This window comes from Streptomyces hainanensis (assembly GCF_004348415.1).
In the GTDB taxonomy this organism is placed as follows: domain Bacteria; phylum Actinomycetota; class Actinomycetes; order Streptomycetales; family Streptomycetaceae; genus Streptomyces; species Streptomyces hainanensis.
The window spans coordinates 1-23674 of the sequence record NZ_SMKI01000004.1; the positions used below are offsets into that span (position 1 = coordinate 1).

Consider the following 23674-nt stretch of genomic DNA (forward strand, 5'->3'; position numbering starts at 1 on the left):
GTGCCTGGTGGCTCTGGGCCCTCGGCCTCGCCATCGCCGCGAGCCGCACCACCAACCCGGTGCTGCTCGCCCTGGTGCTCGCTGGAAGGCGTAGGTGGGCAGGTCGGTGTGGGTGGCGCCGGAGCCCTCGTAGGGGGCGCGGAGATCGACCGGGACGCCGTGCACGTGGAGTTCGGCCAGCGCGGTGACCAGGGTGGCGGCCTCCGGACGGCCGGCCCTGGCGGTCGCCACCGCGAGCACCGACCCGGTCTCCTCCGGATCCTGCGGCAGGCAGCCGGGGGTGAGGGCGCTGAGCACGGCGTCGGGGCCCAGTTCGAGATAGGCGCCGGTGCCCTCCCGGTGCAGTCGGCGCACCGCGTCGAGGAACCTGACCGGCTCCCGCACCTGGCGCACCCAGTACTCGGGTGCGCACAGCTCCCGCTCGCCCGCCGGCTCGCCGGTGAGGGTGGAGACCACGGCCAGGGCCGGGGAGTGGTAGGTGACGCCCCGCGCGACGTCGTGGAAGGCGTCGAGCATGCCGTCCATGTGCGGCGAGTGGAAGGCGTGGCTGACCTCGAGACGCCGTGTCCGGTGGCCGGCCGCCGCCCACTCGGCGGCGACCCGCTCCACCTCGTCGGCGTCGCCGGCGATCACCGTCGCCAGCGGGCCGTTGACGGTGGCGACCGTGACCCGCCCCTCGGCCCCGGCCAGCGACTCGCGTACCTCGTCGGCGCCGGCGCGGATCGCGACCATGGCGCCGCCGGCCCGGCACGACTGCATCAACCGGCCGCGGGCGGCCACGAGCCGGCAGGCGTCGTCGAGGGACCAGACGCCGGCGACATGGGCGGCGGTCAGCTCGCCGACCGAGTGGCCGGCCAGCAGGTCGGGGGTGAGCCCCCAGGACTCGACGAGCCGGAACAGCGCCGTCTCGTAGGCGAACAGCGCGGGCTGGGTGTAGGCCGTGTGATGCAACCTGGCCGCGTCCTGGGAGCCCTCCTCGGCGAACATCACGTCCCGCAGCGGCCGTTCGAGCAGCGCGTCCATCCGGGCGCAGACCTCGTCCAGGGCGCGGGCGAACACCGGGTAGACGGCGTGCAGTTCACGCCCCATGCCGGGCCGTTGGCTGCCCTGGCCGGTGAACAGCACGGCCAGCCTGCCGTGCGGCCCGCCGTGCCGCAGCGCGGGCCGCACCGCGCCGCTGACCAGCCGGGGCGCCGGGCGGTCGGCGGCCAACGCGGCGAGCGCGCCGGCCAGTTGCTCCCGATCGGCGGCGACGGCGACCGCGCGGTGCTCGAACCTGGAACGCCCGGCCAGCGTGAATCCGACGTCGAGGGGCGTCAGTTCCGGCCGCTCCGCCAGGTGGGCGGCGACGCGTGCGGCCTGCGCGCGCAGCGCGGCACCGGTACGTCCGGAGAGCACCACGGGAACCGCCACGGTCGCCTCGGCCGGCTCCGCGTCCGGCGCCTCCTCGATCACCACGTGGGCGTTGGTGCCGCTGACCCCGAACGCGGAGACGGCGGCCCGGCGGGGGCGCCCCGAACGGCTCCAGGGCACCGGCTCCGTGAGCAGCCGCACCCGGCCGGCCGACCAGTCGACGTGCGGCGAGGGCTCGGTGACGTGCAGCGTCCTTGGCAGCACGCCGTGCCGCATCGCCTCCACCATCTTGATGACCCCGGCGACGCCGGCGGCGGCCTGCGGATGGCCGATGTTGGACTTGAGCGAGCCGAGGTGGAGCGGCCGTTCGGCCGGCCGGTCCTGCCCGTAGGTGGCGATCAGGGCCTGGGCCTCGATGGGATCGCCGAGCGCCGTGCCGGTGCCGTGCGCCTCCACGGCGTCGACGTCGGTCGGCCGCAGCCCGGCGTTGGCCAGGGTCTGCCGGATCAGCCGCTGCTGGGACGGGCCGTTGGGGGCGGTGAGGCCGTTGCTCGCGCCGTCCTGGTTGATGGCGGTGCCGCGCACCAGGCCCAGCACCCGGTGCCCGTTGCGCCGCGCGTCGGAGAGCCGTTCGAGCAGCAGCACCGCGGCGCCCTCGGCCCAGCCGGTGCCGTCGGCGTCCGCGGCGAACGCCTTGCAGCGGCCGTCCGGGGCGAGGCCGCGCTTCCTGCTGAACTCCAGCAGCATGCCGGGCGTGGACATCAGCGTGACGCCGCCGGCCAGCGCCAGATCGGCCTCTCCCGTGCGCAGGGCCTGGCCGGCCAGGTGGACGGCGACCAGCGACGACGAACACTGGGTGTCGACGGTGAGTGCCGGGCCCTCGAAGCCGAACGTGTAGGCGACGCGCCCCGCCATCACGCCCAGGGCGTTGCCGGTGAGCATCTGGCCCTGCGCCTCCGCCGGCGCCTCGTGCCAGGCCGGGCCGTAGTCCTGGAGGGAGACGCCGGCGAACACGCCGGTGCGGGAGCCGCGCAGCGTGGCCGGGTCGATCCCGGCGCGCTCCACCGCCTCCCAGGAGATCTCCAGCAGCAGCCGCTGCTGCGGGTCGAGGGCCCTGGCCTCCCGCGGGCCGATCCCGAAGAAGGCCGGGTCGAACTGGTCGATGCCGGGCAGGAATCCGCCGTGCCGGGTGTAGGCCGTGCCGTGCCGCTCGGGGTCCGGGTCGTAGAGCGCGTCCAGGTCCCAGCCGCGGTCCTCGGGCAGCCCCGCGATGGCGTCCCGGCCCTCGTCGACGAGCCGCCACAGCGCGTCGGGCGAGTCCGCGCCGCCGGGCAGCCGGCAGGCGGAGCCCACGATGGCGATCGGCTCCCGGTCCGCGACGGGCGGCGCGGCGTGGGCGGCGCCGGCCGCCTCCGCGCCGGCCTGGGCTGGGGTGCCGAGCAGCCGCGAACGCAGGTACTCGGCGACCGCCAGCGGGCTGGGGTGGTCGAAGAAGAGCGTGGCGGGCAGGTCGAGCCCGGTGGCCTCCGCGAGGCCGTCCCGCAACCGCCCGGCCACCTCCCGGTAGACGCCGAGCCGGCGCCAGGGCGTGGCCGGGTCGACCGCCGAGGAGTCCGCCCGGCCCGTCGCCGTCGCCACCTGTCCGGCGATCAGCGCGAGCAGCGCCTCGTGCCACGCCGAGTCCGGCAGAGCGGTGAGCCGACTGCTCCAGTTTCCCTCGGTTTCCGGCATGGCGAATTTCTCTCCAGGGGCTTGTGAAGTGCTGGTGCAAATTCCGCGCACTGTGGATGCAGGAGGTAATGACACTCCTGTGACCTGCGGAGTTGGCAGCCTAAGCGGAATCGAGCGAGCTTGTCGAACCGGCCCCGTGAATTCGCCGTAAATTCAGTTGTCATGGAGGATGAGGGTGATTCATGTGTGACTTCCACAGGATTTCAAGAATTCCGGCGGGTGGCCACGCCGGGTCCACAGCCTCCTTGCCGGACCACCCCGCCGCGGCCCGTAATCGCCCGCGGCGGGGTGTCGTTCCCACGTCAGGCGCCGGCGAGCACCGTCACGGCGGCGGTCGCCCCGACGCCGGTGCCGGCCACCGCGCCGGCGACGGTGAAGGTGCCGGGCCGGGCGTAGCGGTCGGGTGGGATCTCGTCCCAGTCGACCGGCACGGCGCTGTCCCGGGAGCCGTCGTTGTAGGTCGCGGTCACCGTCTCCGGCAGGTCGGGCGCCACCCCGGCCAGGGTGCGCAGCCGCTCCTCGGCGACGCTGGTGATCTCCACCGCCCCGGTGACCCGCACCCAGACGGTGGCCGAGACGGTGAGCGGCGGCGACTCCGTCAGGCCGGCCACCCGCACACTGGTGCCGCCCTGGGAGACCTGCTCCTCGGTGAGCGGCTGCCACCCGACGGCGGCCGAGGCGGTGGTGCCGTCCGGGTACACCAGCGTGACCCGCTCCGGCAGTTCGGGCACCACGCCGGGGGAGGTCGGCACGTGCACGGGGCGGATCTCCTCGGGCGCCTGGGCGTACACCTTCCACTCCTGGACCCCGAGCGCCAGGTTGGGATGGCCGGTGAGCACGGCCCGCAGCCGGGTGGTGGTCACCGGGTCGAAGCCCGTGGCGTTGTACGCGTTCTCGGCCGTGCCGTAGCCGGTCGGGTCGCTCACCTGCCGCCAGCCCGAGCCGTCCCACCACTCGATGACCCACGACCGCGGCACGCCGACGCCGTCGGCGGCGCCCGGCTGGGCGTCACGGAAGAAGTACATGTCCGAGCCGTCCACCCGCACCGGTTCCGGCCATTGGTACTCCACCCACTGGGTGCCCTTCTGCGGCCAGGTGCCCCACCGCGGGCTGTCACCCGACGAGGTCGGCTCCCGGCCGTCGTTCACCGCCGCCACGGACTCCCAGCCCGAGGTGTACGAGGCGCTCGGGGTCGCCGCCGGGGCCACGTTGACCCGGCCGGCGGCCGCGCCCTCGGTGGTCACCACCACGTCGCTCGTCGACCGCCGCTCCCCGTCGTCGGCGGTCAGCCGCAGCCGGTACGTCCCGGCCTCGGAGAACCGCGCCACCGTCGTCGCCGCCGTCGGGTCCTCGAAGATCGCCACCCCGTCCGCCGGCGCCGCCACCACGTCCCAGCGGGCGGTCAGGGTCCCGGACGGCCGCGCGTCGTCCTTGACCACGCCCACCAGCCGGGCCGCGCCGGCCATGGCGTACCCGGGGTCCTGCCAGGCCCTGACCCCGGGCGGCTCGTTGGGCACGTCCGCGCCGCCGGCGCCGGTGGCGAACGCCTGGATCTCCTTGAGGCCGCCGCTGTGCCCCGGCTGGTGCGTCATGACCACCCGGAGCCCGGTGGTCGTCACCTCGTCGAAGCGCACCTCGTTCAGGTTGGCGCGCGGCACCGTCGGGGCGCGCACCGCGGACTCCACGTCCCGCCACTGTCCGCCGCCGTCCCGGTACTGGACGGTGTACATGGCGGGTTCGGCGTAGCCGCCGGCCCGTTTGTCGCTGGCGAAGTGGAGCCGCAGCGCGTCGACGTCGACCGGCTCGCCGAAGTCCAGCGCCAGCCAGTCCTCCGGGTCGCCCGAGCCGGCGGCGCCCCAGAACGGCTCGTTGATGGTGAAGCCGTCCACGGCCGCCGAGGCCGGCCGGCCGGACGCCTGGTGCGAGGCGCTGACCGTCGCGCCCTCCGCCAGGTTCCGTGTCTCCTCGGAGACGGTCACGTCGCGCCCGGCCTTGGCGAACACGTCGGTGACCCGGTCGTCCGCGTCGAAGACCACCTCGTCGGGGGCGGCCAGCTCCGCGGTGGTGGCGGCGATCACCTCGCCACCGCCCTCGGGGAACGTCACCCCGCCCGTCTCCGGGTCGTACACCAGGTGCGTCAACGCGTCGACGGTGAAGGCGCGTTCGCCGTCGAGGAAGACGGAGTAGCCCTCGGGCACCGCGGTGCCGTACGGGCGGTCGCCGTCACCCGGCTCGTCCCACACCACGGCCAGGTCCGTGCCGCGGTAGTTGATGTCGGTCACCGCGAACGACGGCCAGTCGATGTCGATCGGCCACAGCTCGACCAGGTCGTCGGAGCGCGGCTGGAAGCCCATCGCGTCCTCGATCACCGTCCAGTTGGTGGTGCCGAGGATGGTGTGGTGGATCCAGGAGCGGTAGCCGATGTCCTGCGGGTCGGCGCTGCCGTCGGCCCAGAACTCGTTCTGGTCGGGCCAGTTGTTGTCGCCGTCGATGTAGTGGGCCCAGGCGTTCCAGGAGAGCAGCCTGGCGTACCAGTCGTTGTCGATGTACTCGCTCGGGTAGTGGCGCAGCACCGAGGCCAGGAACCGGAACGTCACCGTGGAGTTGATGACGGAGAAGTTGTTGCTGCCCGGGTGTCCCTGCTCCGCGGCCTCCCGCTTGTCGGCCTGGTTCGCCGTGAAGAACGGGAAGATCGGGTACTCGTCGGCGTCCGCCCACAGCCGCAGCGCCTCCAGGTACCGCGGGTCCTCGTCGGGCGTCGGCATCAGCCCGACCGAGTACGGGTAGTAGTTGTTGATCTCCTTCCACGGCACCAGGTCGCCCGAGGCGACGTGCCGGTGCTGGATCAGGCGCTCCTCGTCGTTCCACAGGTACTCGAGCACGCCGTCCCGCACCCGCTCGGCGACCGCCCGCATCTCGTCCTCCGCCGCGTCCTCGCCGAGCTGCGCGTAGGCGTCGGCGGCGGCCAGCGCGTTGCTGTAGACGTAGGCGGACTCGGCGCGGTCCAGGTTGCCGGGACGCCAGTCGAACGACACCGCGTCGGCGTCGTTGCCGGTCATCGCGCCCCAGTCGTACTCGATCAGGCCGTTGCCGTCCGTGTCGTAGGCGTCGAGCTGCCCGCGCACGTCGGCCGCCGCGTACTGGGCGAGGTTCCGCACCACGCCCTCGGGCCCGCCGTGCACCTGGTAGGAGTCCCAGGCGGACTCCGAGAGGTACTGGGTGTAGCTGTTCGACCAGTTCTCCGGATCACCCGGGTTGTCGGTGTAGCGGTCGTTGCGGGACACCTCGCCCGCCGACACCCAGGGCCCGTACGAGTAGACCGGATCCCGCAGGTACTTGAGGTCGTCGACGAACATGCCGGTCGTCAGCACGATGGCGTTGTTGTAGCCGAGTACCCCCTCCATCGAGGTGGGGAACTGGTAGTCGCCGCCCGGGATGTCGGCGTCGAGGTAGTTGTAACGCAGCAGCCACCAGCGGTAGTACAGCGTCTTCTCGATGTCGTCGTCCGGGATGTCGATGTACGGCAGGTTCTCCACCCACCAGCTGTTGTAGTGCCGCACGTGCCCGGCGAACGCGGCGGCCGGCGAGGCGTCCCCGACCGCGTCGTACGCGGCCCGCGAGTCGGCGATCTCGTCGGTGACGAAGCCCAGCTGCACCTTGGTGGTGGCCGACCCGCCGGCCGGCAGGTCCAGCGTGCCGGTCAGGGCCGCGCCGCCCGGGGTCAGGCCGTCGCCTGACAGCCGCGGGTAGAGGGTGGTGAGGTTGTTGCGGGCCGGCACGGTGCCGGTCAGCTCCGCGCCGTCGGCCGTGGTGGCGTAGGGCGAGACGGCCCGCACCCCGACCTGCCGGGCGGCCGAACCGGTGTTGGTCACCTGGAGGTTGGTCACCGCCACGTTCGCCTCGGTGATGAACTTCGTCTGGACCACCCGCAGTCCACCGCCGGTGAACTCGCTGCGCCAGTGACTGGGCGTCTGGACCCGCTGCCCGACGTTCTCGGTGAGCCGGACGTCCTGGCCGCCGGCGTTCAGGGTGATCGTGTAGGCGGCGCGGTTGTCGATGCTCTCCCAGTAGGCGACGCTGCCGCCGAAGCCCAGCCGCGACGGGTCGTGTTCCTTCATGAAGACGGCGCGGCCCCGGGTGAACAGCCAGTCGCCCGCCGGGTCGGCGCCGCGCCTGGCCAGCATCCGGTCCATCCAGAAGCTGGTGCCGTCGCCGGCGGCCAGGTCCGCCTCGTACTGCGCCCGGAGGGTGCCGGTGACGGCGAACCCCTCGGACAGCTCGGGCACGGGCTCGGCCGAGCCGCCGAACTCCGGGTAGCCGATCGCGTCGTTGTCCGCGGCGGCCGGCGCGACGCCGGCCGGATTCAGCGTCAACGCCATGACGAGGGCGGCGGTCAGGACCGCGCCGCGTCGCCCTCTGCGGTGCCCTCTTCGGTGCCGGAAACGCATCGCGTACCTCCTCGGTCGGGGTCCCTGGCCGGCAGCCAGACCCGCATGGTGGAGGGGCCTCGGTTGGCCCAGGAGTGGTAGGGCACGAGGACGGCGCGGAAGCCGTCCTCGGCGGGGGCCCGTGGCGCGTCGGGCCCTTGGTGCGGGGGATAGGGCCAGGCCAGGTCCGCGGCGCCGGCCAGCTCGGCCCGGACCACGACCCGGCCGTTCTCGTCCGCCGGCGGAACCCGGGGGTCGACGCGCAGCGCGTCGACCTCGTGGCCCGGCGGCAGGTCGACGGACTCGGCGCACAGCACCAGCGGACCCCGTTCCACGGCGAGCGTGCCGCGCACCGCGTCGATCCTCGGATCGGGTGCCACCCAGCGGGGCGCCATGGGCAGCGCGAGCCGCACCTCGTCCCCGGGACGGAACTCCCGGGTGACGGCGGCGACCCCGGGGGCGACCGGCCGGCCCGCGCCGTCCGGTGCGGTCAACACCGCCCCGGCGCGGGCCCACTCGGGCACCCGGAGGGAGAGGGTGACCGGGCCGCCCGGCGCCTCGGTGACCTGCACCGACACCGTGCCGTCGACCGGATAGCCGGTGGCGACCCGAAGGCGGAGCCGGCGGCCGTCGGGGAGCGCCGCCGTCAACTCGGCGTCCGCGTACTGGTGCAGCTGCACCCCCGTCTCGTCCGTGGTCGCCAGATAGCCGCCGAGGCTGGCCAGCAGCCGGGCCACGTTGGTCGGGCAGCAGGAGACCGCGAACCACGGCGCGCGCAGCCCCGACGCGGCGCGCGGGCTGGCCGCCTCGGGGTCGGGAACCGTCGAACGGCCGCGCCGGTGCAGGGTGTTGGTGTAGAAGAACGACCGGCCGTCCTCGGCCGGCGAGGCCGCGACGACGTTGAACAGCGTGCGCTCGGCCAGGTCGGCGAAGCGCGGCTGACCGGTGGCGAGCAGCAGCCGCCAGGCCAGCATCACGGAGGCCACGCCGGCGCACGTCTCGCAGTAGCTGCGGTCGGGCGGCAGCTGGAAGTCCTCGCCGAACGACTCGTCCAGGTGGTGCGAGCCCATCCCGCCGGTGAGATAGGTGCGGCGCGCCACCGTCGCCTCCCACTGGCGGACGACCGCCGCCAGCAGCTCGTCGTCGCCGGTCTCCACCGCCACGTCCACGGCGCCGGCCGCCAGGTAGAGCGCGCGCACCGCGTGGCCCCGGAACACCGTGGCCGCCCGGAGCGGCACGTCGTCCTGGAAGTAGCCGGCGCCGAACTCGGCGCGGCGCAGGGCTCCGTGGCCGCGGCGGTCGAGGAACAGCGCCGCCTGGTCCAGGTAGCGCTGCTCGCCGGTCTCCCTGGCCAGCTCGACCAGGGCCGGCTCGATCTCCGGATGGCCGCACAGGCCGGGGCCCGGCGCGTCCGCGCCGAACGTGTCGCAGACGTGGTCGGCCAACCGGCGGGCGACCCCGACCAGCGGGCCGCCGCCCGACCTGGCCTGGGCCACCCCGGCCTGGATCAGGTGGCCCGCGCAGTACAGCTCGTGCCCCCACTCCAGGTCGCTGTAGCGCGGGGCCTGTCCCGCGCGGCCGAAGGCCGTGCCCAGATAGCCGTCCGGCTCCTGGGCGGCGGCCACCAGCGCCGCCACCCCGGCGGCGTCCGCCGGCGGGACGCCGCCCGGGCGGGCCCGCTCCCAGGCGGCGGCCTCCAGCAGCTTGTACGCCTCGGAGTCGGCGAACTCACGGCCCCGCCGGTCCCGGGCGATCCGGCCGCCGGCCGCCGCCCGGAAGTTGTCGAGCCAGCCCTCCCGCCCCATCCACCGCAGGCAGTGCCCGAGCGTCGCCCGCGCGTTGACGTCCTGCCCACGGCCCCAGAAACCGCCGGTGATCCGGACGTCGGCGAGCGACAGCGGGCGCAGCCGGCCCGTGGTGGGCAGCACCGGTGCACTCACGGTCATCGGGTCGGTCATCGGGTCGGTCATCGGGTCCGTCATCGGGTCCGTCATCCCTTCAGGGCCCCGGACATGAACCCCCGCAGGTAGTGGCGTTGCAGCAGCAGGAACAGCACCAGGCAGGGCAGCGCGAGCACCACCACCCCGGCCTCCGTGACCCCGTAGTCGACGGCGCCCATGCTCTGCTGCCGCAGGTTCGCCACCGCCAGCGGCAGCGGGGCCTTGTCGCCGTCGCTGATCAGGATCAGCGGGGCGATGAAGTCGTTCCAGGCGGCCAGGAACGCGAACAGGCCCACCGTGATCAGGCCGGGCACCACCGCCGGCAGCAGGATCCGCCGCAGCGCCCCGAAGGTGCCGCAGCCGTCCATCAGCGCCGACTCCTCAAGCTCCCGCGGCACCGCCTCGAAGCTGATCCGCATCATGAAGGTGGCGAACGGCAGTTGGTACATCGCCAGCACCAGGCTCAGCCCGATGAACGAGTTCTGCAGGCCGAGGTCGCCGAGCAGCACGTACAGCGGGATCAGCAGCGTGGCGTAGGGCACCATCAGGATGGCCAGGGTGAGCAGGAACAGCAGGTTCTTGCCGGGGAAGTCGAAGCGGGCGAAGGCGTAGCCGCCGAGCAGCGACACCCCGAGCGTCAGCGCCACGGTGAGCAACGAGACGACGGTGCTGTTCGCCAGGTAGCGCCACAGGCCCGCGTCGTACTCCAGCAGCCGGCGGTAGTTGCCGAGGCCGAAGCCGGCCTCCTGCGCGGTGCCGGGCTGGCCGGCCACCGAGGCCCACGCCGTCCACACCATCGGGAAGAGGAAGATGATCGCCAGACCACCGGCGAGCACGTAGTAGGGGGTCCGCCCCCAGGCGCGGCCGAGTGTCATCGGTTGCCTCCGAGGAGACCCCCGCCTTCAGGCGGGGGAGGAATCGGACTCCTGCGGAGCAGCGCAGGGAGCTGCGATGCGCGGCCAGGACGGATCGCGGTGCCGTGACCCGCAGGTTCGATCTTCACCTGTTGCGGCGATGGTTTGTGATGGTGGCCTTGAAGTGTGTGAGGCGGGCGTTCAAGTACCGCTTCTATCCGGGCGATGCGCAGGCGGCTGAGTTGTCGCGCACGTTCGGGTGCGTCCGCAAGGTCTACAACCTGGCGCTCGCGGCTCGTACGGAGGCGTGGGCGCGGCAGGAGCGGGTCAACTACAACCAGACCTCGGCCGTGTTGACCGCGTGGAGGAGGACGGAGGAGTTGGCCTACCTCAACGAGGTGTCCTCGGTGCCGCTCCGACAGACACTTCGGCACCTGCAGACGGCGTTCGCGAACTTCTTCGGCAAGCGGGCGAGGTATCCCCGCTTCAAGTCGATGCTGTGCGAGCACCCCACCGTGAAGCCGCTCCCCGCGACCGATGGCGTGGTCGGTATCGACGTGGGCCTGGATCACCTGTTGACCCTCTCGACGGGTGAGAAGATCGCCAACCCCCGGCACGAACGTAAGGATCGTGCCCGTCTCGCCCTCGCACAGCGTCACTTGGCGAAGAAGGCCAGGGGGGACGGGGCGAACCGGGTCAAGGCCCGGCGCGTGGTCGCCAGGATCCATGCCCGTATCACCGACCGCAGGCGGGACCACCCGCACAAGCTGACCACTCGACTCGTGCGTGAGAACCAAACGCTCGTGATCGAGGACCTGACCGTGCGCAACATGGCCAAGAACCTCAAGGCCGCCGGGCTGGCGGTGACAGTCTGTGGAGCCGGTGTAAGACCTCAACGGAGTCCTCCGGGCGGGCAGTCGGCGACGAAGCAGAAAACCCCACGGCGCGAGCCGTAGGAATCCCCCTCGATCACGAGGGAGAGGAAGTCAACCCTCGCCTCACATCTCGTCGGGGCGGCGCAGGCCGCGGAACTGGAGGGCGTTCAGCACCAGCAGGACCACCAGCACCAGCATCGAGAGCGCCGCGGCCGTGCCGAGGTCGAGCCGCTGGAACGCCTCCCGGTAGACGAGCTGGACCACGGTGACGGTGCTGTTGTCCGGGCCGCCCTTGGTGAGGATGAAGAACTGGTCGAAGGCGAGCAGCGAGCCGGTGACGCACAGGATCAGCGTCAGCGCCAGCGAGGGGCGCAGCAGCGGCAGCGTGACGGAGCGGAAGATCTGGCCGCGCCCCGCACCGTCGATCCGCGCCGCCTCGTAGACCTCCGCCGGGATCCGTTGCAGGCCGACCAGCAGGATCAGCATGTAGAAGCCGGCGAACTTCCACACCACCAGGAACACGGTGGAGGCCAACGCCGAGTCGGAACCGCCGAGGAACGACACCGGCCCGTCCACCAGCCCCAGCCGCTCCAGCAGCGGGCCGATCGGGCCGATCGACGGGCTGTACAGCCCCCAGAACAGCAGCGAGGCCGAGGCGAGCCCGAGCACGCTCGGCAGGAAGTAGGCGGTGCGCAGGAAACCGACGCCCGGGCGCGCCTCCTGCACCAGCAGCGCCAGCAGCAGCGCCAGCCCGAGCAGCGCCACCGTGACGATCGCCGTGTACAGCAGCGTGAACCTGACGGCCGGCCAGAACAGTTGGTTGTCCGCCACGTCCGTGTAGTTGTCGGGCAGGTTGAGGCCGCGGTCGCCGGCGAGCAGCGGCCACTCGCTGGCCGACATCCGGCCCACGAGCAGCAGCGGCAGCACGAAGAAGACGGCGACGAAGACGGCGGTGGGCGCGGCGTAGGCGACGCCCTGGGCGGCACGGGACCGCCACCAGGGCGCGCGGGCGCGGACCCCGGACACGGTGACCTCGGTGGCTCTCCTCATCGTTCGCCGGGCCTCAGTCGCTCAGCGAGTCGCTGACGGCCTGGTTGTCCGACTCCAGCGACCCGCCGTCGCCGAACACGGCGTCCCGCATCAGCGCCAGCCAGGGGCCGTTGGGGTCGTTGAAGGTCTGGCCGAAACGCAGCGAGTACGGCGTGCGTCCCTCGGCCACCAGCTCGTTGATCGTGACCATCCGGGGATCGGCCGCGGAGTGCTCGTTGGCGGCCAGGTCGGTGCGGGCGACGACGTCGCCGCCGGCCGCCACGACGTCGAGCTGCGCCTCGTCGCCCAGCGACCAGCGCAGGAAGTGCCAGGCCTGGTCGGGGGAGTCGCTGGTGGCGGCGACGCCGATCGCGTCACCGCCGACGAAGGTGCTGGCGCCGCCGTCCGGCCCCGGGATGGGCGCGACGCCGAAGTCGAGGTCGTCCGGCATCAGGCCGAGGGTGGTGGAGGGCATCGGCATGACGCCGATCCGGCCCTCGGGGAATACCCCGGTCCAGGTGGTGCCGGTCTCGTCCCTGGCCCCCGCCGCGGCGATGTCGTCGGCGGCCCAGCCGCGGTAGGTGTCGTAGACCCGGCGGGCGACGTCGGAGTCGAGGTCGGCCTCGGTGCCGTCCTCGTTCATCACCTCGGCGCCGGCGGCCCAGATCGACGGCCACCAGGTGAAGACGCCGCAGCCGCCGCAGTTGCCGCCGAAGAAGGTGCCGTCGACGTCGCCGCCCAACGCGTCGACCGCCCTGGCCTGTTCGTCCCACTCGGCCAGGGTGGTCGGCGGCCGGTCGGGGTCGAGCCCGGCCTGCCGGTAGAGCTCGCGGTTGTAGAACAGCACGGACAGGTCGAGGGTGTGCGGCACCACGTACCGGGCGCCCTCCCAGGTGCCGGCGTCGAGGTGCGAACCGGCCAGGTCGTCGGCGTAGGGCAGTGCCTCGATCCGCTCGGTGAGGTCGGCGTACAGGCCGCTCGACGTGTAGTTGGGCACGAACACCACGTCGGAGGCGAACAGGTCGGGGAGTTCGCCGGAGCCGGCGGCGGCCCCGACCTTGGCCTGGTAGTCGTCGGTCGGCACCACGGTCAGCTCGATGGTGTTCTCGTGGGTGGCGTTGTACGCCTCGACCAGCGCCTCGCTCTGCGGTCCGGTGGCCGCCCGGGTCCACATCGTCAGCGTGGCGCCGTCGTCCACCCCCTCCGGGTCCCCGGTGCCGGCGGCACCGCTCCCGCCGCCGCCCCCGCACGCGGTGAGCAGGCCGGCGACGACGAGCGCCGCGGCGATGCCGGACACAGCCTTTCCCATGGTCTGACTCCTCTGTGCGCAACCTTCCGACTGTGCCGCTCTCTTCCGAAAGCGCTTTCGGGCGCAAGGTAGAGGCGGATCGACGGCCCGTCAATCCGTCCTGCCAAGACCGGATTTGGGTGGCCGAGACGCCGGAGGTCACGGGACCGAAACAGCTTTCGGTATGCCGTTCCGACGCTCGGCTACACTCACCCCGGGGCACGGCGCGCGGCCGCCGTGACAGGCGGGAGGGAACCAGGCAATGGCACAGCCACCGGACCGCCCGTCGCCGCCCGCGCGGCCACCGGTCGCCAAGCTCAGCGACGTCGCCCGGCTCGCCGGCGTCTCGCTGGCCACCGCCTCCAAGGCGCTCAACGGGCGCAGCCAGGTGCGGGCCGAGACCAGGGCCCGGGTCATCGAGGCCGCCGAGCGGCTCGCCTTCCACCCCAACCCGCTGGCCCGCGGCCTCCCGGCCGGCCGCACCGGCACCGTCGGCCTGCTCACCGGCGACCTGGAGGGGCGGTTCAGCATCCCGATCCTGATGGGCGCCGAGGACGCCTTCGGCGTCGGCCGGGTCGCGGTCTTCCTCTGCGACGCCAGGGGCGACGCGCTCCGGGAACAGCACCACGTCCAGGCGCTGCTCGGCCGTCGCGTCGACGGCCTCATCGTGGTCGGCAGCCGCACCGACCCCAGGCCGTCACTCGGCCCCGACCTGCCGGTGCCCGTCGTCTACGCCTACGCGCCCTCGCTCGACCCGGCCGACCTCTCGATCGTGCCGGACAGCGTCGGCGCCGGCCGGCTGGCCGTCGCGCACCTGCTGGCCTGCGGCCGGTCCCGGGTCGCCCATGTCTCGGGCGACCCCGGATACGCGGCGGCCAGGGAGCGCGCCGACGGCGCGGCCGCCGCCCTGGCGGACGCCGGCCTGCCGCCGGTCGGCGAGGTCCTGTTCGGCAGCTGGTCGGAGGGCTGGGGGCGGGCCGCCGCCGGCATGCTCCTCGACCGGCACCCCGCGCTGGACGCCATCGTGTGCGGCAGCGACCAGATCGCCCGCGGCGTCGTCGAGACCGCCCGCGAACGCGGCCGGCGGGTCCCTGAGGACGTCGCCGTCCTCGGCTTCGACAACTGGGAGATCCTCACCCAGGGCTCCCGCCCCCCGCTGACCAGCGTCGACCTCAACCTCGAACAGGTCGGCCGCACCGCCGCGCAGGCCCTCTTCGCCGCCATCGAGGGCCAGCCGCGCTCCGGTGTCGAGACGGTCCCCAGCCGCCTGGTGATCCGGGAGTCCACGGCGCCGCTCTCCTGACCCGGGCACCGCCGGCGGGTGAACCGAACGCCGTTCGCCGCCGTCTGATCGGCATGAGACCAGAGACGCGCGTCGCCGCGGCCCTGTTGGCCGGCGCCCTCCTGACGGCCTGCGGCGGCGGGGGCGACGAGGTCACCCGGGTCGAGGGGGACGGCTGGCACGGCGTGCTGCTGGCGACGGAGCCGATGCCGCTGCGGGACGGCACGGCGGCGGAGTCCAGCCTGCCGGAGGCGTCCGACGTCGAGCGGTTCGAGGAAGTGCTGCCGCCGACGGCGGAGTTCCCAGGGGCGAGCGGACCGGAGAGCATCGCCGTCGACGAGGGCTACCAGCGCCAGTACACCCTGCTGACCGGGGAGGACGGCCGCCGCGAGCTCCTGGTGAACGGGATCTGCGACGAGTGGTGGCAGTCCGAATGGGAGCGCGACTGGTCTCACGCGGTCGCGAGCGACTTCGGCACGTGCGTCTGGCAGGCGTCGATGGACCTGGCGACCGATCGGATCACCAGCCTGGAGTTCTCCGGCATCGGTTGACCCGCGGTCACCGCAGGCCGGCCGACTCCGCCGCCGCGGTCAGCACCTCGCGGACCATCGCCGGGGTCAGCCGGCCGGTGAAGGTGTTCTGCTGGCTCACGTGGTAGCAGCCGAACACCTCCAACGGGCCCGCGACGTCCGGCACGGCCGGCAGCGTGACCCGGACGCCGTGACCGAACCTCGGGCGCGGCCTGGGCGCCGGGCGGCCGGTGGCCGCCAGGGCGGGCCAGGCCGCCTGCCAGCCGAAGCCGCCGAGCACCACCACCGAGCGCAGCGTGGGACGCAACAGCCGCAGCTCGTTCGTCAACCAGGCGCGGCAGGTGTCGCGTTCGGTCACCGTCGGCCGGTTGGCCGGCGGGGCGCAGTGCACCGGGGCCGTCATCCGCACCCCGCGCAGCGTCATGCCGTCGCCCCGGTGCGTCGAGGTCGGTTGGTTCGCGAGACCCACGTCGTACAGCGCCCGGAACAGCACGTCGCCCGCCCGGTCCCCGGTGAACATCCGGCCCGTGCGGTTGCCGCCGTGCGCCGCGGGCGCCAGGCCGACCAGCAGCATCGCCGCGTCCGCCGGCCCGAACCCGGGCACCGGCCGGCCCCAGTACTCCCAGTCACGGAACGCCGGCCGCCGCACCCGGGCCGTCTCCTCCCGCCACGCCACCAGCCGCGGGCAGGCCCGGCACCCGACGATCCGCTCGTCCAACTCCGCCACCGACCGCATCCCGGCGGCCACCCGTTCCGGCTCCCACACCACCACAGGGCTCCTCTCGTCCGCCGCCCATCATGGCCCGGCAGCCGTTCGACACGGTGGACCGGCCAGCGGGCGTCCGAGACGCGGGCCCTACCCGAGTCGTCCGAGACGGCGGGCATTCCTGATCTCGTGGAACCTGGCAGCCGTCATCGGGGTCCACTCCCTCCTCTGTTCAGCGGCACGAAGGGCTTCCCCGACCTCGCTGAGCTTCGCGGAGGACAACACGCCCACCCGCTCGATCAGGTCGTCCCGGGCCACGGTGGTCAGCCAGGTGCAAGGAGCAAAGCCCGGACGCGGGAACGCGAACCGCAGCACGCCTTCGAAGGGCAGTCCCTCCAGGGCGTCCAGCGCCACTTCAACGCCCAGGCCGCTCATGTCGACGCCCGCTGGCGCAACGACCTGCATCGCCTGGAACTCGGATGACTCCTCGTCCGACAGCAGCACGACCGGGCGTCGCTCGTCGAAGTCGACCCACCAGACTTCGCCGCGTTGCATGTGTCCTCCTGGCACGAGACGGCGGGCGAACGCCGCGTGTCCCGAGCGGGATACGCAAGGGATACGGCCCCGTCGTCGCACGTCGTGACCGCGAGGTGGTGAAGACGGGTACGGCCACCCGTGATCACCGATGCGTGAAGACCGAAGATCATGCGGCGGCCGCAGGTCACAGCGTAGACCCTGATGTCCCGAACAGCAGGCCGGTTCGCACGGGTTGAACCCCGGCGCCGGGTCAGGTACCTGGTGCCGGGGCTGCTTTCGGACCTGCCGCGCGAGAACTGCTGGAGCATCGCCGAGTGGGCCGGGGAGGAAAGCCGCGGGCGGCGCTGGAAGAGCGCCAGGTCGGCTACGTGCTCGCCACGCTGGCGCGGGTCGGCGGGTCGAGTTGGCGGGTGGAGGAGCTCGGGTGTCCGATTCAGGGCGCTACTCGCCGAACGGCAACTCCACATGGGGCACGTGGAAGCCGCCTGCGCGTCCTGGGGGCGCGTGCTCGACGACTGTCCGTCGCTGCGGTCCGGCCGCGTGAATCCGCCCACGACGCGACGCACCGGCGCCTCGCCCCCTTCAGCCGGCGTCCGAGACGTGGGCCCGGATGGCCACCACCGCCGCGCCGCGCGCCCAGTCGTGGAAGTCGTGGGGCCGCACCGTCATCTCGACACCCGCGGTGTCCCGGCGGCGGGCCGCCAGGCCGGCGTCGACGTCGGCGCGCCAGCCGCGGGCCACGTCCGCCCCCTCGCCGGCGAGGAACACCCGCTTCACGGTGGTGCCGTTGACCACGTTGGCGATCACCGCGCCCAGCCCCCACGCCGCCTGCCGCACCGCCTCCCGACACACCGGGTCGCCGTCCGACGCCAGCCGCAGCACCTCCCGGTAGGTGGGGAAGCGCCGCATGCCCTGGGCCGCGGTCATCAGGATCGAGCGGGTCGTCACGTACGAGGAGGCGCAGCCGCGGTGCCCGGCCGGGCACATCGGGCCGCCCGGGTCCAGGATCTGGTGCCCGAACTCGCCGACGTCGGCCTCCGTCATCCGCATCGCCCGACCGTGGACGAACAGCGCGTACCCCACGCCGTCCCCGGCCGTGACCACCGCGAAGTCCTCGACGCCACGCGCCTCGCCGAACCAGTGGTAGGAGTGGGCCAGCGCCGCCACGTCGTTCTTCACGAAGCACGGGACGCCGAGCCGGTCCGCCATCAGCCGGCGGATCGGCACCCGCTGCCAGCCGAGGATGCCGGAGTCGACCAGCTCGCTCTCCTCGACCAGCGCCGGAACCGTCCCGTCGCCCCCGAAGGTGACCCCCGCCGCGACCGCGGGGCCGCCGGCCGCCGTCAGCAGGTCGGCGAGCCGGCCCGCCACCGCCACCACCTCCTCCGGGCTCGGCGCCGTCAGCGGGGCGCTCTCCCGCGCCACCACCTCGGCCCGCAGCGTGGTGAGCGTGGCGTGGACCCGGTCCGGGGTCAGCTTCAGCCCGAGGAACAGCAGCCGGTCCGCGACCACTTCGAGCGGGCGGGTCGGGCGGCCGTTGACCGGGTCGTGCCGGACGTCGCGCTCGACGACCAGCCCCGACTCCACCAGCGGCTTGGTCAGCCGGGTCAGGCTCCCCGAGGAGAGTCCGAGCCGGCGGGCCAGGTCGGTGCGGGACTGCGGCCCGTGGATCACCAGCTCGCGCAGCACCGGGCGCGCGGGCCGCGGCGCCGCCCGCCAGGCGTCGATGGCCGACGTCGGCCCCCGCCCGTCTCCGTGTTGACCGCCGCTCACCCGTTGAAGACCGCTCACCAGACGAAGGATAGGAGCGTCCGCCCGCCGGTCTCACACGAGTATCCGCTCATCCCTTCAACCCTCCACTGATCATGTCGAGCCGCCAGAACCGTTGGAGGAAGAGCAGCAGCGCGATCAGCGGCAGGACGGAGACGGCGGTGCCCACGATCGCCAGGCTGTAGAGGGACGGTTCACCCGACCCCTTGGACAGCAGCGTGTACAGGCCGACGTTGATCGGGAACCTGCTCTCGTCCGAGAGCATCACGTACGGCAGCAGGAAGTTGTTCCAGGCCCCGACGAACTGGAGCATGAAGATCGTGACCATCCCCGGCAGCATCATCGGCAGCGCGATGGTCCCGAAGATCCGGTACTCGCTCGCGCCGTCCATCCGCGCCGACTCGATCGTCGACACCGGCACCGCCGCGTCGGCGTAGACCCGGGCGAGGTAGATCGCGAACGGCGAGATCAGCCCGGGCAGCAGGACCGACCAGTAGCTGCCGACCATGCCGATCTTGGTCATGATGATGTACTGCGGGATCGCCAGCAGCATCCCGGGCAGCAGCACCCCGGCGAGGATCAGGTAGAAGAGCGCCGTGCGGCCGGGGAACTCGTAGCGCGAGAAGGCGTATCCGGCCACCGCCGAGATCAGCGTGCACAGCAGCGAGCCGAGCCCCGCGTACAGCAGGCTGTTGAGCGCCCACCGCCCGAACGCCCCGTCCTGGTAGGTGAACAGCTCGCGCAGGTTGTCGAGCAGCCCGGTGCCGGGGGTGAAGGTGAAGGTCGAGAACAGCTCGGTGTTCGACTTGGTGGCCGCGACGACGATCCACGCCAGCGGCACCAGGCAGTAGAACGCCCCGATCAGCAGCACCACGGTCGGCAGCAGCCGGGCCCGCTGGTGCGGAAGGAGCCCGGGACGTCGCGCCCCGGTGGTCGACGCGCTCACTGTGCCCCTCCGAAGGTGCGACGCTGGGTGACCCGCAGCAGGGCGAGCGACAGCACCAGCGTGCCGATGGCCAGGACCACAGAGCCGGCCGCCGCCATCGGCAGGTCGTCCCTGATGAACCCGTCCCGGTAGATGTACATCAAAGGCACCCATGTCTGGTCGATCTCGACGGTCATCGGCCGCAGCATCGTCGGCTCGCCGTACACCTGGAGCGTGCCGATCAGCGAGAACAGGCCGGTCAGCACGAGGGCCGGGGCGACCAGCGGCACCTTGATCCGCAACGCGAGCCGCCACTCGGAACAGCCGTCGATCCGCGCCGCGTCGGCCAACTCCGGCGGGATGCCGCGCAGCGCCGTGTAGATGATGATCATGTTGAAGCCGATGCCGCCCCAGACGGCGATGTTGGCCAGCGAGGGGAAGATCCACCCGCCGTCCAGGAACGGGATCCCGCCGAGCCCCAACTCCTCCGTGACATGGCTGAACGGGCTGGTCGACGGCAGGTACATGAAGCCCCAGAGCAGCGAGGCGATGACGCCGGGCACCGCGTAGGGGAGGAAGATCGCGGCTCGCGAGAACCGGCGGGCCCGCGCGCCACCGTAGTCGAGCAGCAGCGCGAACAGCAGGGCCGCGCCCAGGGTGAGCGGCACCCCGATCACCCCGTAGAGCGCCATCCGCCCGAACCCGGCCCAGAACGTGGAGTCGGTGAGGATGTCGGCGTAGTTGGCGAACCCAACGAACACCTCGCTCCGGGTGCCGAACACGCCCTCGTCGACGATCCGCAGCCCCTGGACGCTGAGGTACAGCGCGTAGCCCACGGGGATCGCGAGGAAGGCGACGAAGAGCGCGAGCGCCGGCGTGAGGAACACGTAGGGCGCGAGGAACCCGCCGAGGCCGCGCCGGCCGCCGCCGGCCCGCGGTGGCGGGGCGCCGCGGGCGCCGTTCCCTGATCCGGAGTCGGGCGCGGGAGCCGACACGGCCGCCGGCGCGGCGCCTGCCGCGAGGTCCGTGGCCGGGCCCGACGCGGGGCCTGAGGTGGTTTCTGACATGCGGGTGGTGCCCTCCGGGCTGCTGACGGAACGGTGGTGGTGGATGCCGGGGCGCCGCCCGTCCGGGCGGCGCGCGGCGGGCCTCAGCCCGTGACGGGGAAGCCGACGCGTTCCATCTCCGCGACGACCTCCCGCTGGGTGCGGGCGAGCGCGTCGGTCAGCGGCGTCCTGTCGCGGATCGCGGCGGAGAAGGCGTCGGCGTAGGCGTCGTTCGCGGTGGTGACGTTCGGCCCCCACTGGATGTGCGGCACGGTGTTCCTGGCGGCCGCCGTCGCCACGTCCCAGTAGTCGTCCTGTCCCGCGGTCAGCGTGGGCGGATCGCTGAGGACCGCGGCCTCCTGGCCGCTCAGCGAGGCCGGGTACTGCCCGCCGGAGATCTGGACGTCGGTCGACTCGGCGGCCGTCTCCATCCAGCTGACGAACTCGACGGCCGCCTCCACGTTCTCGGCGTCGTTGGTGACGCTGAGCGCCGAACCGCCCTGGAACGCCACCGCGTCGGACTCGCCCTCCCAGTGCGGCAGCGGCGCGATCGCCCAGTCGCCGGCCTGCCCCTCCGCGATCCCGTAGATCACCGAGGGCGACCACAGGCCCGCCGGCCAGGTCAGCACCTCGCCGCGGTTGACCCGGTTGTTCCACTCGGGCGTCAGCAGCGGCTCGGCGTTCACCAGGTCCCGGTCGATCAGGTCCTGCCAGTAGCCGGCGACGCGCTGGGACGCCTCGTCGTCGATGCCGACCGTCCACCGGCGGTCGTCGACCTCCCACCAGGTGGCGCCGCCCTGCTGCGCGAGCCCCGCGAAGTTGCCGAACTCGGTGGGCGAGAAGGTGGCGACATAGGTGTCGGGGTCGCGCTCCCTGGCCTCCGCCGCGACCTCGGCGAACTCCTCCCAGGTGGCCGGCACCGCGAGACCCAGTTCCTCGAACCTGGCGCGGTTGTAGAGCAGCACCATCGGCCCGACGTCGTCGGGGACGCCGTAGACCTGCCCCTCGAAGCTGGTGAGTTGCCAGGTCTCGTCGGTGAACTCGTCGGCGAGGCCGCCGACGTGGTCGGCGATGTCCGCCAGCACGTCCGACACCACGAGCGCCGGGATCGTCTGGTACTCGACGCAGGTGACGTCCGGGGCGTTGCCGGCCCGGCTGGCGGTCAACAGTTTCGTCGCGGAGTCGTTTCCGCCGCCCGCGTCGGTGCGACGCACCTGGATGTCCGGGTGGGCGGCGTTGAACGCGTCGACCCGCGCCGTCTGCAGATCCCCCCAGCACCAGAAGTCCAGGGTGACGACATCGTCGTCACCGCCGGCGAGGCCACAGGAGCTCAGCAGCGCCGTGACCGCCGCGAGCGCGGCGAGTCGACGCGGAATCCGTACGCGCATGGAGTGTCTTCCGTCCCGATCGATCGTTCTCAGCCAGCGCCCATCTGCGGTGATCCGGGCCGGCGTTGGCTTCGGCGCAGAACCTAACCCCGCTCTTCGCGTCGTGTCCATACATGTGACGTCGCCAGTTCGCGGGGAATATGGCCAGCTCATCGGGTGGAGGGTTTCGTGGCAAAAGTCAGTCAAGGGTCGGCGTGGCGGCTCCGCGGGTCTTGACGGCGCGGGGAAACGGTGTATCCGTGTGACCTGGGAGCGCTCCCATCCAACCGGGTTCCATCGTGCTCGACCGACACCTCTCGGGAGCCGCAGTGAGATCGAGAACCAGAACGAGGGCCGCGCGGGCGCGGGCCAGGTCCCTCGTCGCCCTACTGGCCGCGCTGGTCACCCTGTTCGGCCTGGGCCAGAGCGTCCAGGCCGCGCCGTCCGCCCCGGCCGAGTCGCCGGGCACGGAGGCCGTCGGCCTGCACATCAGCGACGGCCGTCTGGTGGAGGGCAACGGCAACGACTTCGTGATGCGTGGCGTCAACCACGCCCACACCTGGTACACGAACCAGACCGGGTCGTTCGCCGACATCAAGGCGTACGGCTCCAACACCGTGCGCGTCGTGCTCTCCAACGGGCACCGCTGGACCCGCAACGACGCCGCCGACGTCACCAACGTCATCGACCTCTGCAAGCGGAACCGCATGATCTGCGTGCTCGAGGTGCACGACACCACCGGCTACGGCGAGGAGGGCGCGGCGGCCACCCTCGACAGCGCGGCGGACTACTGGATCGGCCTCCGGGACGTGCTGGTCGGCCAGGAGGACTACGTCATCATCAACATCGGCAACGAGCCGTGGGGCAACACCAACCCGGCGGGGTGGACGGCCCCGACCATCGCGGCCGTGCAGAAGCTGCGCACCGCCGGGTTCCAGCACACGATCATGGTGGACGCGCCCAACTGGGGCCAGGACTGGCAGAACGTCATGCGGACCAACGCCCAGTCCGTGTACGACGCCGACCCGACCGGCAACCTGCTGTTCTCCATCCACATGTACAGCGTCTACAGCACCGCCCAGTCGATCACCGACTACCTGAACACCTTCGTCAACGCCGGACTCCCCATCGTCGTCGGCGAGTTCGGCGGTCCCCCCGACCAGTACGGCGACCCGGACGAGGACACCATCCTGGCCACCGCCCAGCGACTCGGGCTCGGCTACCTGGCCTGGTCCTGGAGCGGCAACACCGACCCGATCCTCGACCTGTCCATCGGCTTCGACCCCGACCAGCTCAGCTCCTGGGGCCAGCGCATCTTCAACGGCGTCAACGGCATCACCCAGACGTCCAGGGAGGCCACCGTCTTCGGCGGTGGCGGCGGCCCCGGGGACACCCAGGCACCCACCGCGCCGGGCACGCCGACCGCCTCCGGGGTGACGTCGTCGGCGGTCACCCTCGGCTGGACGGCCTCGACGGACAACGTCGGGGTCACCGCCTACGACGTCGTCCGGGTGAGCGGCGGCGCCGAGACCCAGGTCGCCACCTCCACCACCAACCGGGTCACGGTCACCGGGCTGACCGCGAGCACCGCCTACACCTTCGCGGTGTACGCGCGCGACGCGGCCGGCAACCGGTCGGCCCGCTCGGCGACGGTCGCCGTCACCACCTCCGGGGGCGGCACGCCCGGCGCGAGCTGCGCCGTCGCCTACCGGGTGGTGGGCGACTGGGGCGGTGGCTTCCAGGGCGAGATCACCATCCGCAACACCGGCACCGCCGCCATCAACGGCTGGACCCTCGCCTTCGCGTTCGCCAACGGGCAGACCGTCACCAACATGTGGGGCGGCACGCCCACCCAGAGCGGCGCCAACGTGAGCGTGACCCCGGCCGCGTACACGAACAGCATCCCGGCGGCCGGTTCCGTCACCCTCGGCTTCCTCGCCAACCGGGGCGGCACCAACGCGGTTCCGACCGCGTTCACCCTCAGCGGCAGCGCCTGCGCCACGGCCTGACCGCG

General features: G+C 72.7%; 15 protein-coding genes and 2 pseudogenes. 5 read left to right on the top strand and 12 right to left on the bottom strand.

The window, feature by feature from the left end:
* From E1283_RS00675 to E1283_RS00690, 4 genes and pseudogenes are all read right to left on the bottom strand, one after another.
* Nucleotides 1-3069, bottom strand: a pseudogene (locus E1283_RS00675) (type I polyketide synthase); the annotation flags it as partial.
* A gap of 317 nt (nt 3070-3386) precedes the next feature.
* The gene (locus tag E1283_RS00680) at nt 3387-7532 is read right to left on the bottom strand and encodes an Ig-like domain-containing protein (protein ID WP_132815413.1); all 4146 of its coding nucleotides are present in this window, start codon (nt 7530-7532) and stop codon (nt 3387-3389) included.
* The gene (locus E1283_RS00685; RefSeq protein ID WP_243744514.1) at nt 7478-9493 is read right to left on the bottom strand and encodes a glycoside hydrolase family 127 protein; all 2016 of its coding nucleotides are present in this window, start codon (nt 9491-9493) and stop codon (nt 7478-7480) included. Before E1283_RS00685 ends, E1283_RS00680 begins: the two co-directional genes overlap by 55 nt.
* 8 nt (nt 9494-9501) lie before the next feature.
* The gene (locus E1283_RS00690) at nt 9502-10326 is read right to left on the bottom strand and encodes a carbohydrate ABC transporter permease (RefSeq protein ID WP_132815415.1); all 825 of its coding nucleotides are present in this window, start codon (nt 10324-10326) and stop codon (nt 9502-9504) included.
* Nucleotides 10327-10475: 149 nt separating this feature from the next.
* On the opposite strand from E1283_RS00690, the gene E1283_RS00695 reads away from it, so the two are divergent.
* The gene (locus E1283_RS00695; protein WP_207930250.1) at nt 10476-11261 is read left to right on the top strand and encodes an RNA-guided endonuclease InsQ/TnpB family protein; all 786 of its coding nucleotides are present in this window, start codon (nt 10476-10478) and stop codon (nt 11259-11261) included.
* A gap of 42 nt (nt 11262-11303) precedes the next feature.
* Here the strand turns inward: E1283_RS00695 and E1283_RS00700 are convergent, their stop codons facing one another.
* Both E1283_RS00700 and E1283_RS00705 read right to left on the bottom strand, forming a co-directional pair.
* The gene (locus tag E1283_RS00700; RefSeq protein ID WP_132815417.1) at nt 11304-12230 is read right to left on the bottom strand and encodes a carbohydrate ABC transporter permease; all 927 of its coding nucleotides are present in this window, start codon (nt 12228-12230) and stop codon (nt 11304-11306) included.
* 13 nt (nt 12231-12243) lie between these two features.
* Nucleotides 12244-13518 (bottom strand): ABC transporter substrate-binding protein, encoded by a 1275-nt coding sequence (locus E1283_RS00705; protein ID WP_132815419.1) that lies wholly within the window; start codon nt 13516-13518, stop codon nt 12244-12246.
* Nucleotides 13519-13759: 241 nt separating this feature from the next.
* Between E1283_RS00705 and E1283_RS00710 the strand changes: the two genes are divergently transcribed.
* Together E1283_RS00710 and E1283_RS00715 are read left to right on the top strand one after the other, a co-directional pair.
* Nucleotides 13760-14800: a LacI family DNA-binding transcriptional regulator gene (locus E1283_RS00710; RefSeq protein WP_132815421.1), complete on the top strand. Its 1041-nt coding sequence runs from the start codon at nt 13760-13762 to the stop codon at nt 14798-14800.
* Nucleotides 14801-14853: 53 nt separating this feature from the next.
* Complete coding sequence (locus E1283_RS00715; protein ID WP_132815423.1) at nt 14854-15330, top strand: hypothetical protein; 477 nt, start codon at nt 14854-14856, stop codon at nt 15328-15330.
* A gap of 7 nt (nt 15331-15337) precedes the next feature.
* On the opposite strand, the gene E1283_RS00720 is transcribed toward E1283_RS00715, so the two are convergent.
* The gene (locus E1283_RS00720) at nt 15338-16045 is read right to left on the bottom strand and encodes a uracil-DNA glycosylase (RefSeq protein WP_132815473.1); all 708 of its coding nucleotides are present in this window, start codon (nt 16043-16045) and stop codon (nt 15338-15340) included.
* A 120-nt stretch (nt 16046-16165) separates the two neighbouring features.
* A complete protein-coding gene (locus E1283_RS00725) occupies nt 16166-16570 on the bottom strand; it encodes a type II toxin-antitoxin system PemK/MazF family toxin (protein ID WP_132815425.1) in 405 nt (134 codons plus the stop codon).
* A 183-nt stretch (nt 16571-16753) separates the two neighbouring features.
* On the opposite strand from E1283_RS00725, the pseudogene E1283_RS00730 reads away from it, so the two are divergent.
* Nucleotides 16754-16885: pseudogene (locus E1283_RS00730) on the top strand (IS701 family transposase); the annotation flags it as partial.
* Between the two features lie 249 nt (nt 16886-17134).
* Here the strand turns inward: E1283_RS00730 and E1283_RS00735 are convergent.
* From E1283_RS00735 to E1283_RS00750, 4 genes are all read right to left on the bottom strand, one after another.
* Complete coding sequence (locus tag E1283_RS00735) at nt 17135-18343, bottom strand: ROK family transcriptional regulator (RefSeq protein WP_132815427.1); 1209 nt, start codon at nt 18341-18343, stop codon at nt 17135-17137.
* A gap of 49 nt (nt 18344-18392) precedes the next feature.
* Complete coding sequence (locus E1283_RS00740) at nt 18393-19268, bottom strand: carbohydrate ABC transporter permease (protein WP_132815429.1); 876 nt, start codon at nt 19266-19268, stop codon at nt 18393-18395.
* Complete coding sequence (locus tag E1283_RS00745) at nt 19265-20314, bottom strand: carbohydrate ABC transporter permease (RefSeq protein WP_132815431.1); 1050 nt, start codon at nt 20312-20314, stop codon at nt 19265-19267. Before E1283_RS00745 ends, E1283_RS00740 begins: the two co-directional genes overlap by 4 nt.
* A gap of 83 nt (nt 20315-20397) precedes the next feature.
* Nucleotides 20398-21681 carry an extracellular solute-binding protein gene (locus E1283_RS00750; RefSeq protein ID WP_132815433.1) on the bottom strand — a complete coding sequence of 428 codons (1284 nt, stop codon included), beginning with the start codon at nt 21679-21681 and terminating at the stop codon, nt 20398-20400.
* A gap of 308 nt (nt 21682-21989) precedes the next feature.
* On the opposite strand from E1283_RS00750, the gene E1283_RS00755 reads away from it, so the two are divergent.
* Nucleotides 21990-23669: a cellulase family glycosylhydrolase gene (locus E1283_RS00755; RefSeq protein WP_132815435.1), complete on the top strand. Its 1680-nt coding sequence runs from the start codon at nt 21990-21992 to the stop codon at nt 23667-23669.
* Nucleotides 23670-23674: the final 5 nt, after the last annotated feature.

Bases quoted from the DNA above. Each gene is read 5' to 3' on its own strand.
- E1283_RS00685 (WP_243744514.1), bottom strand. From the start codon at position 9,493: ATGACGGACCCGATGACCGACCCGATGACCGACCCGATGACCGTGAGT.
- E1283_RS00725 (WP_132815425.1), bottom strand. From the start codon at position 16,570: ATGCAACGCGGCGAAGTCTGGTGGGTCGACTTCGACGAGCGACGCCCG.
- E1283_RS00720 (WP_132815473.1), bottom strand. From the start codon at position 16,045: ATGCGGTCGGTGGCGGAGTTGGACGAGCGGATCGTCGGGTGCCGGGCC.
- E1283_RS00710 (WP_132815421.1), top strand. From the start codon at position 13,760: ATGGCACAGCCACCGGACCGCCCGTCGCCGCCCGCGCGGCCACCGGTC.
- E1283_RS00695 (WP_207930250.1), top strand. From the start codon at position 10,476: ATGGTGGCCTTGAAGTGTGTGAGGCGGGCGTTCAAGTACCGCTTCTAT.
- E1283_RS00705 (WP_132815419.1), bottom strand. From the start codon at position 13,518: ATGGGAAAGGCTGTGTCCGGCATCGCCGCGGCGCTCGTCGTCGCCGGC.
- E1283_RS00715 (WP_132815423.1), top strand. From the start codon at position 14,854: ATGAGACCAGAGACGCGCGTCGCCGCGGCCCTGTTGGCCGGCGCCCTC.
- E1283_RS00680 (WP_132815413.1), bottom strand. From the start codon at position 7,532: ATGCGTTTCCGGCACCGAAGAGGGCACCGCAGAGGGCGACGCGGCGCG.
- E1283_RS00690 (WP_132815415.1), bottom strand. From the start codon at position 10,326: ATGACACTCGGCCGCGCCTGGGGGCGGACCCCCTACTACGTGCTCGCC.
- E1283_RS00700 (WP_132815417.1), bottom strand. From the start codon at position 12,230: ATGAGGAGAGCCACCGAGGTCACCGTGTCCGGGGTCCGCGCCCGCGCG.
- E1283_RS00750 (WP_132815433.1), bottom strand. From the start codon at position 21,681: ATGCGCGTACGGATTCCGCGTCGACTCGCCGCGCTCGCGGCGGTCACG.
- E1283_RS00745 (WP_132815431.1), bottom strand. From the start codon at position 20,314: ATGTCAGAAACCACCTCAGGCCCCGCGTCGGGCCCGGCCACGGACCTC.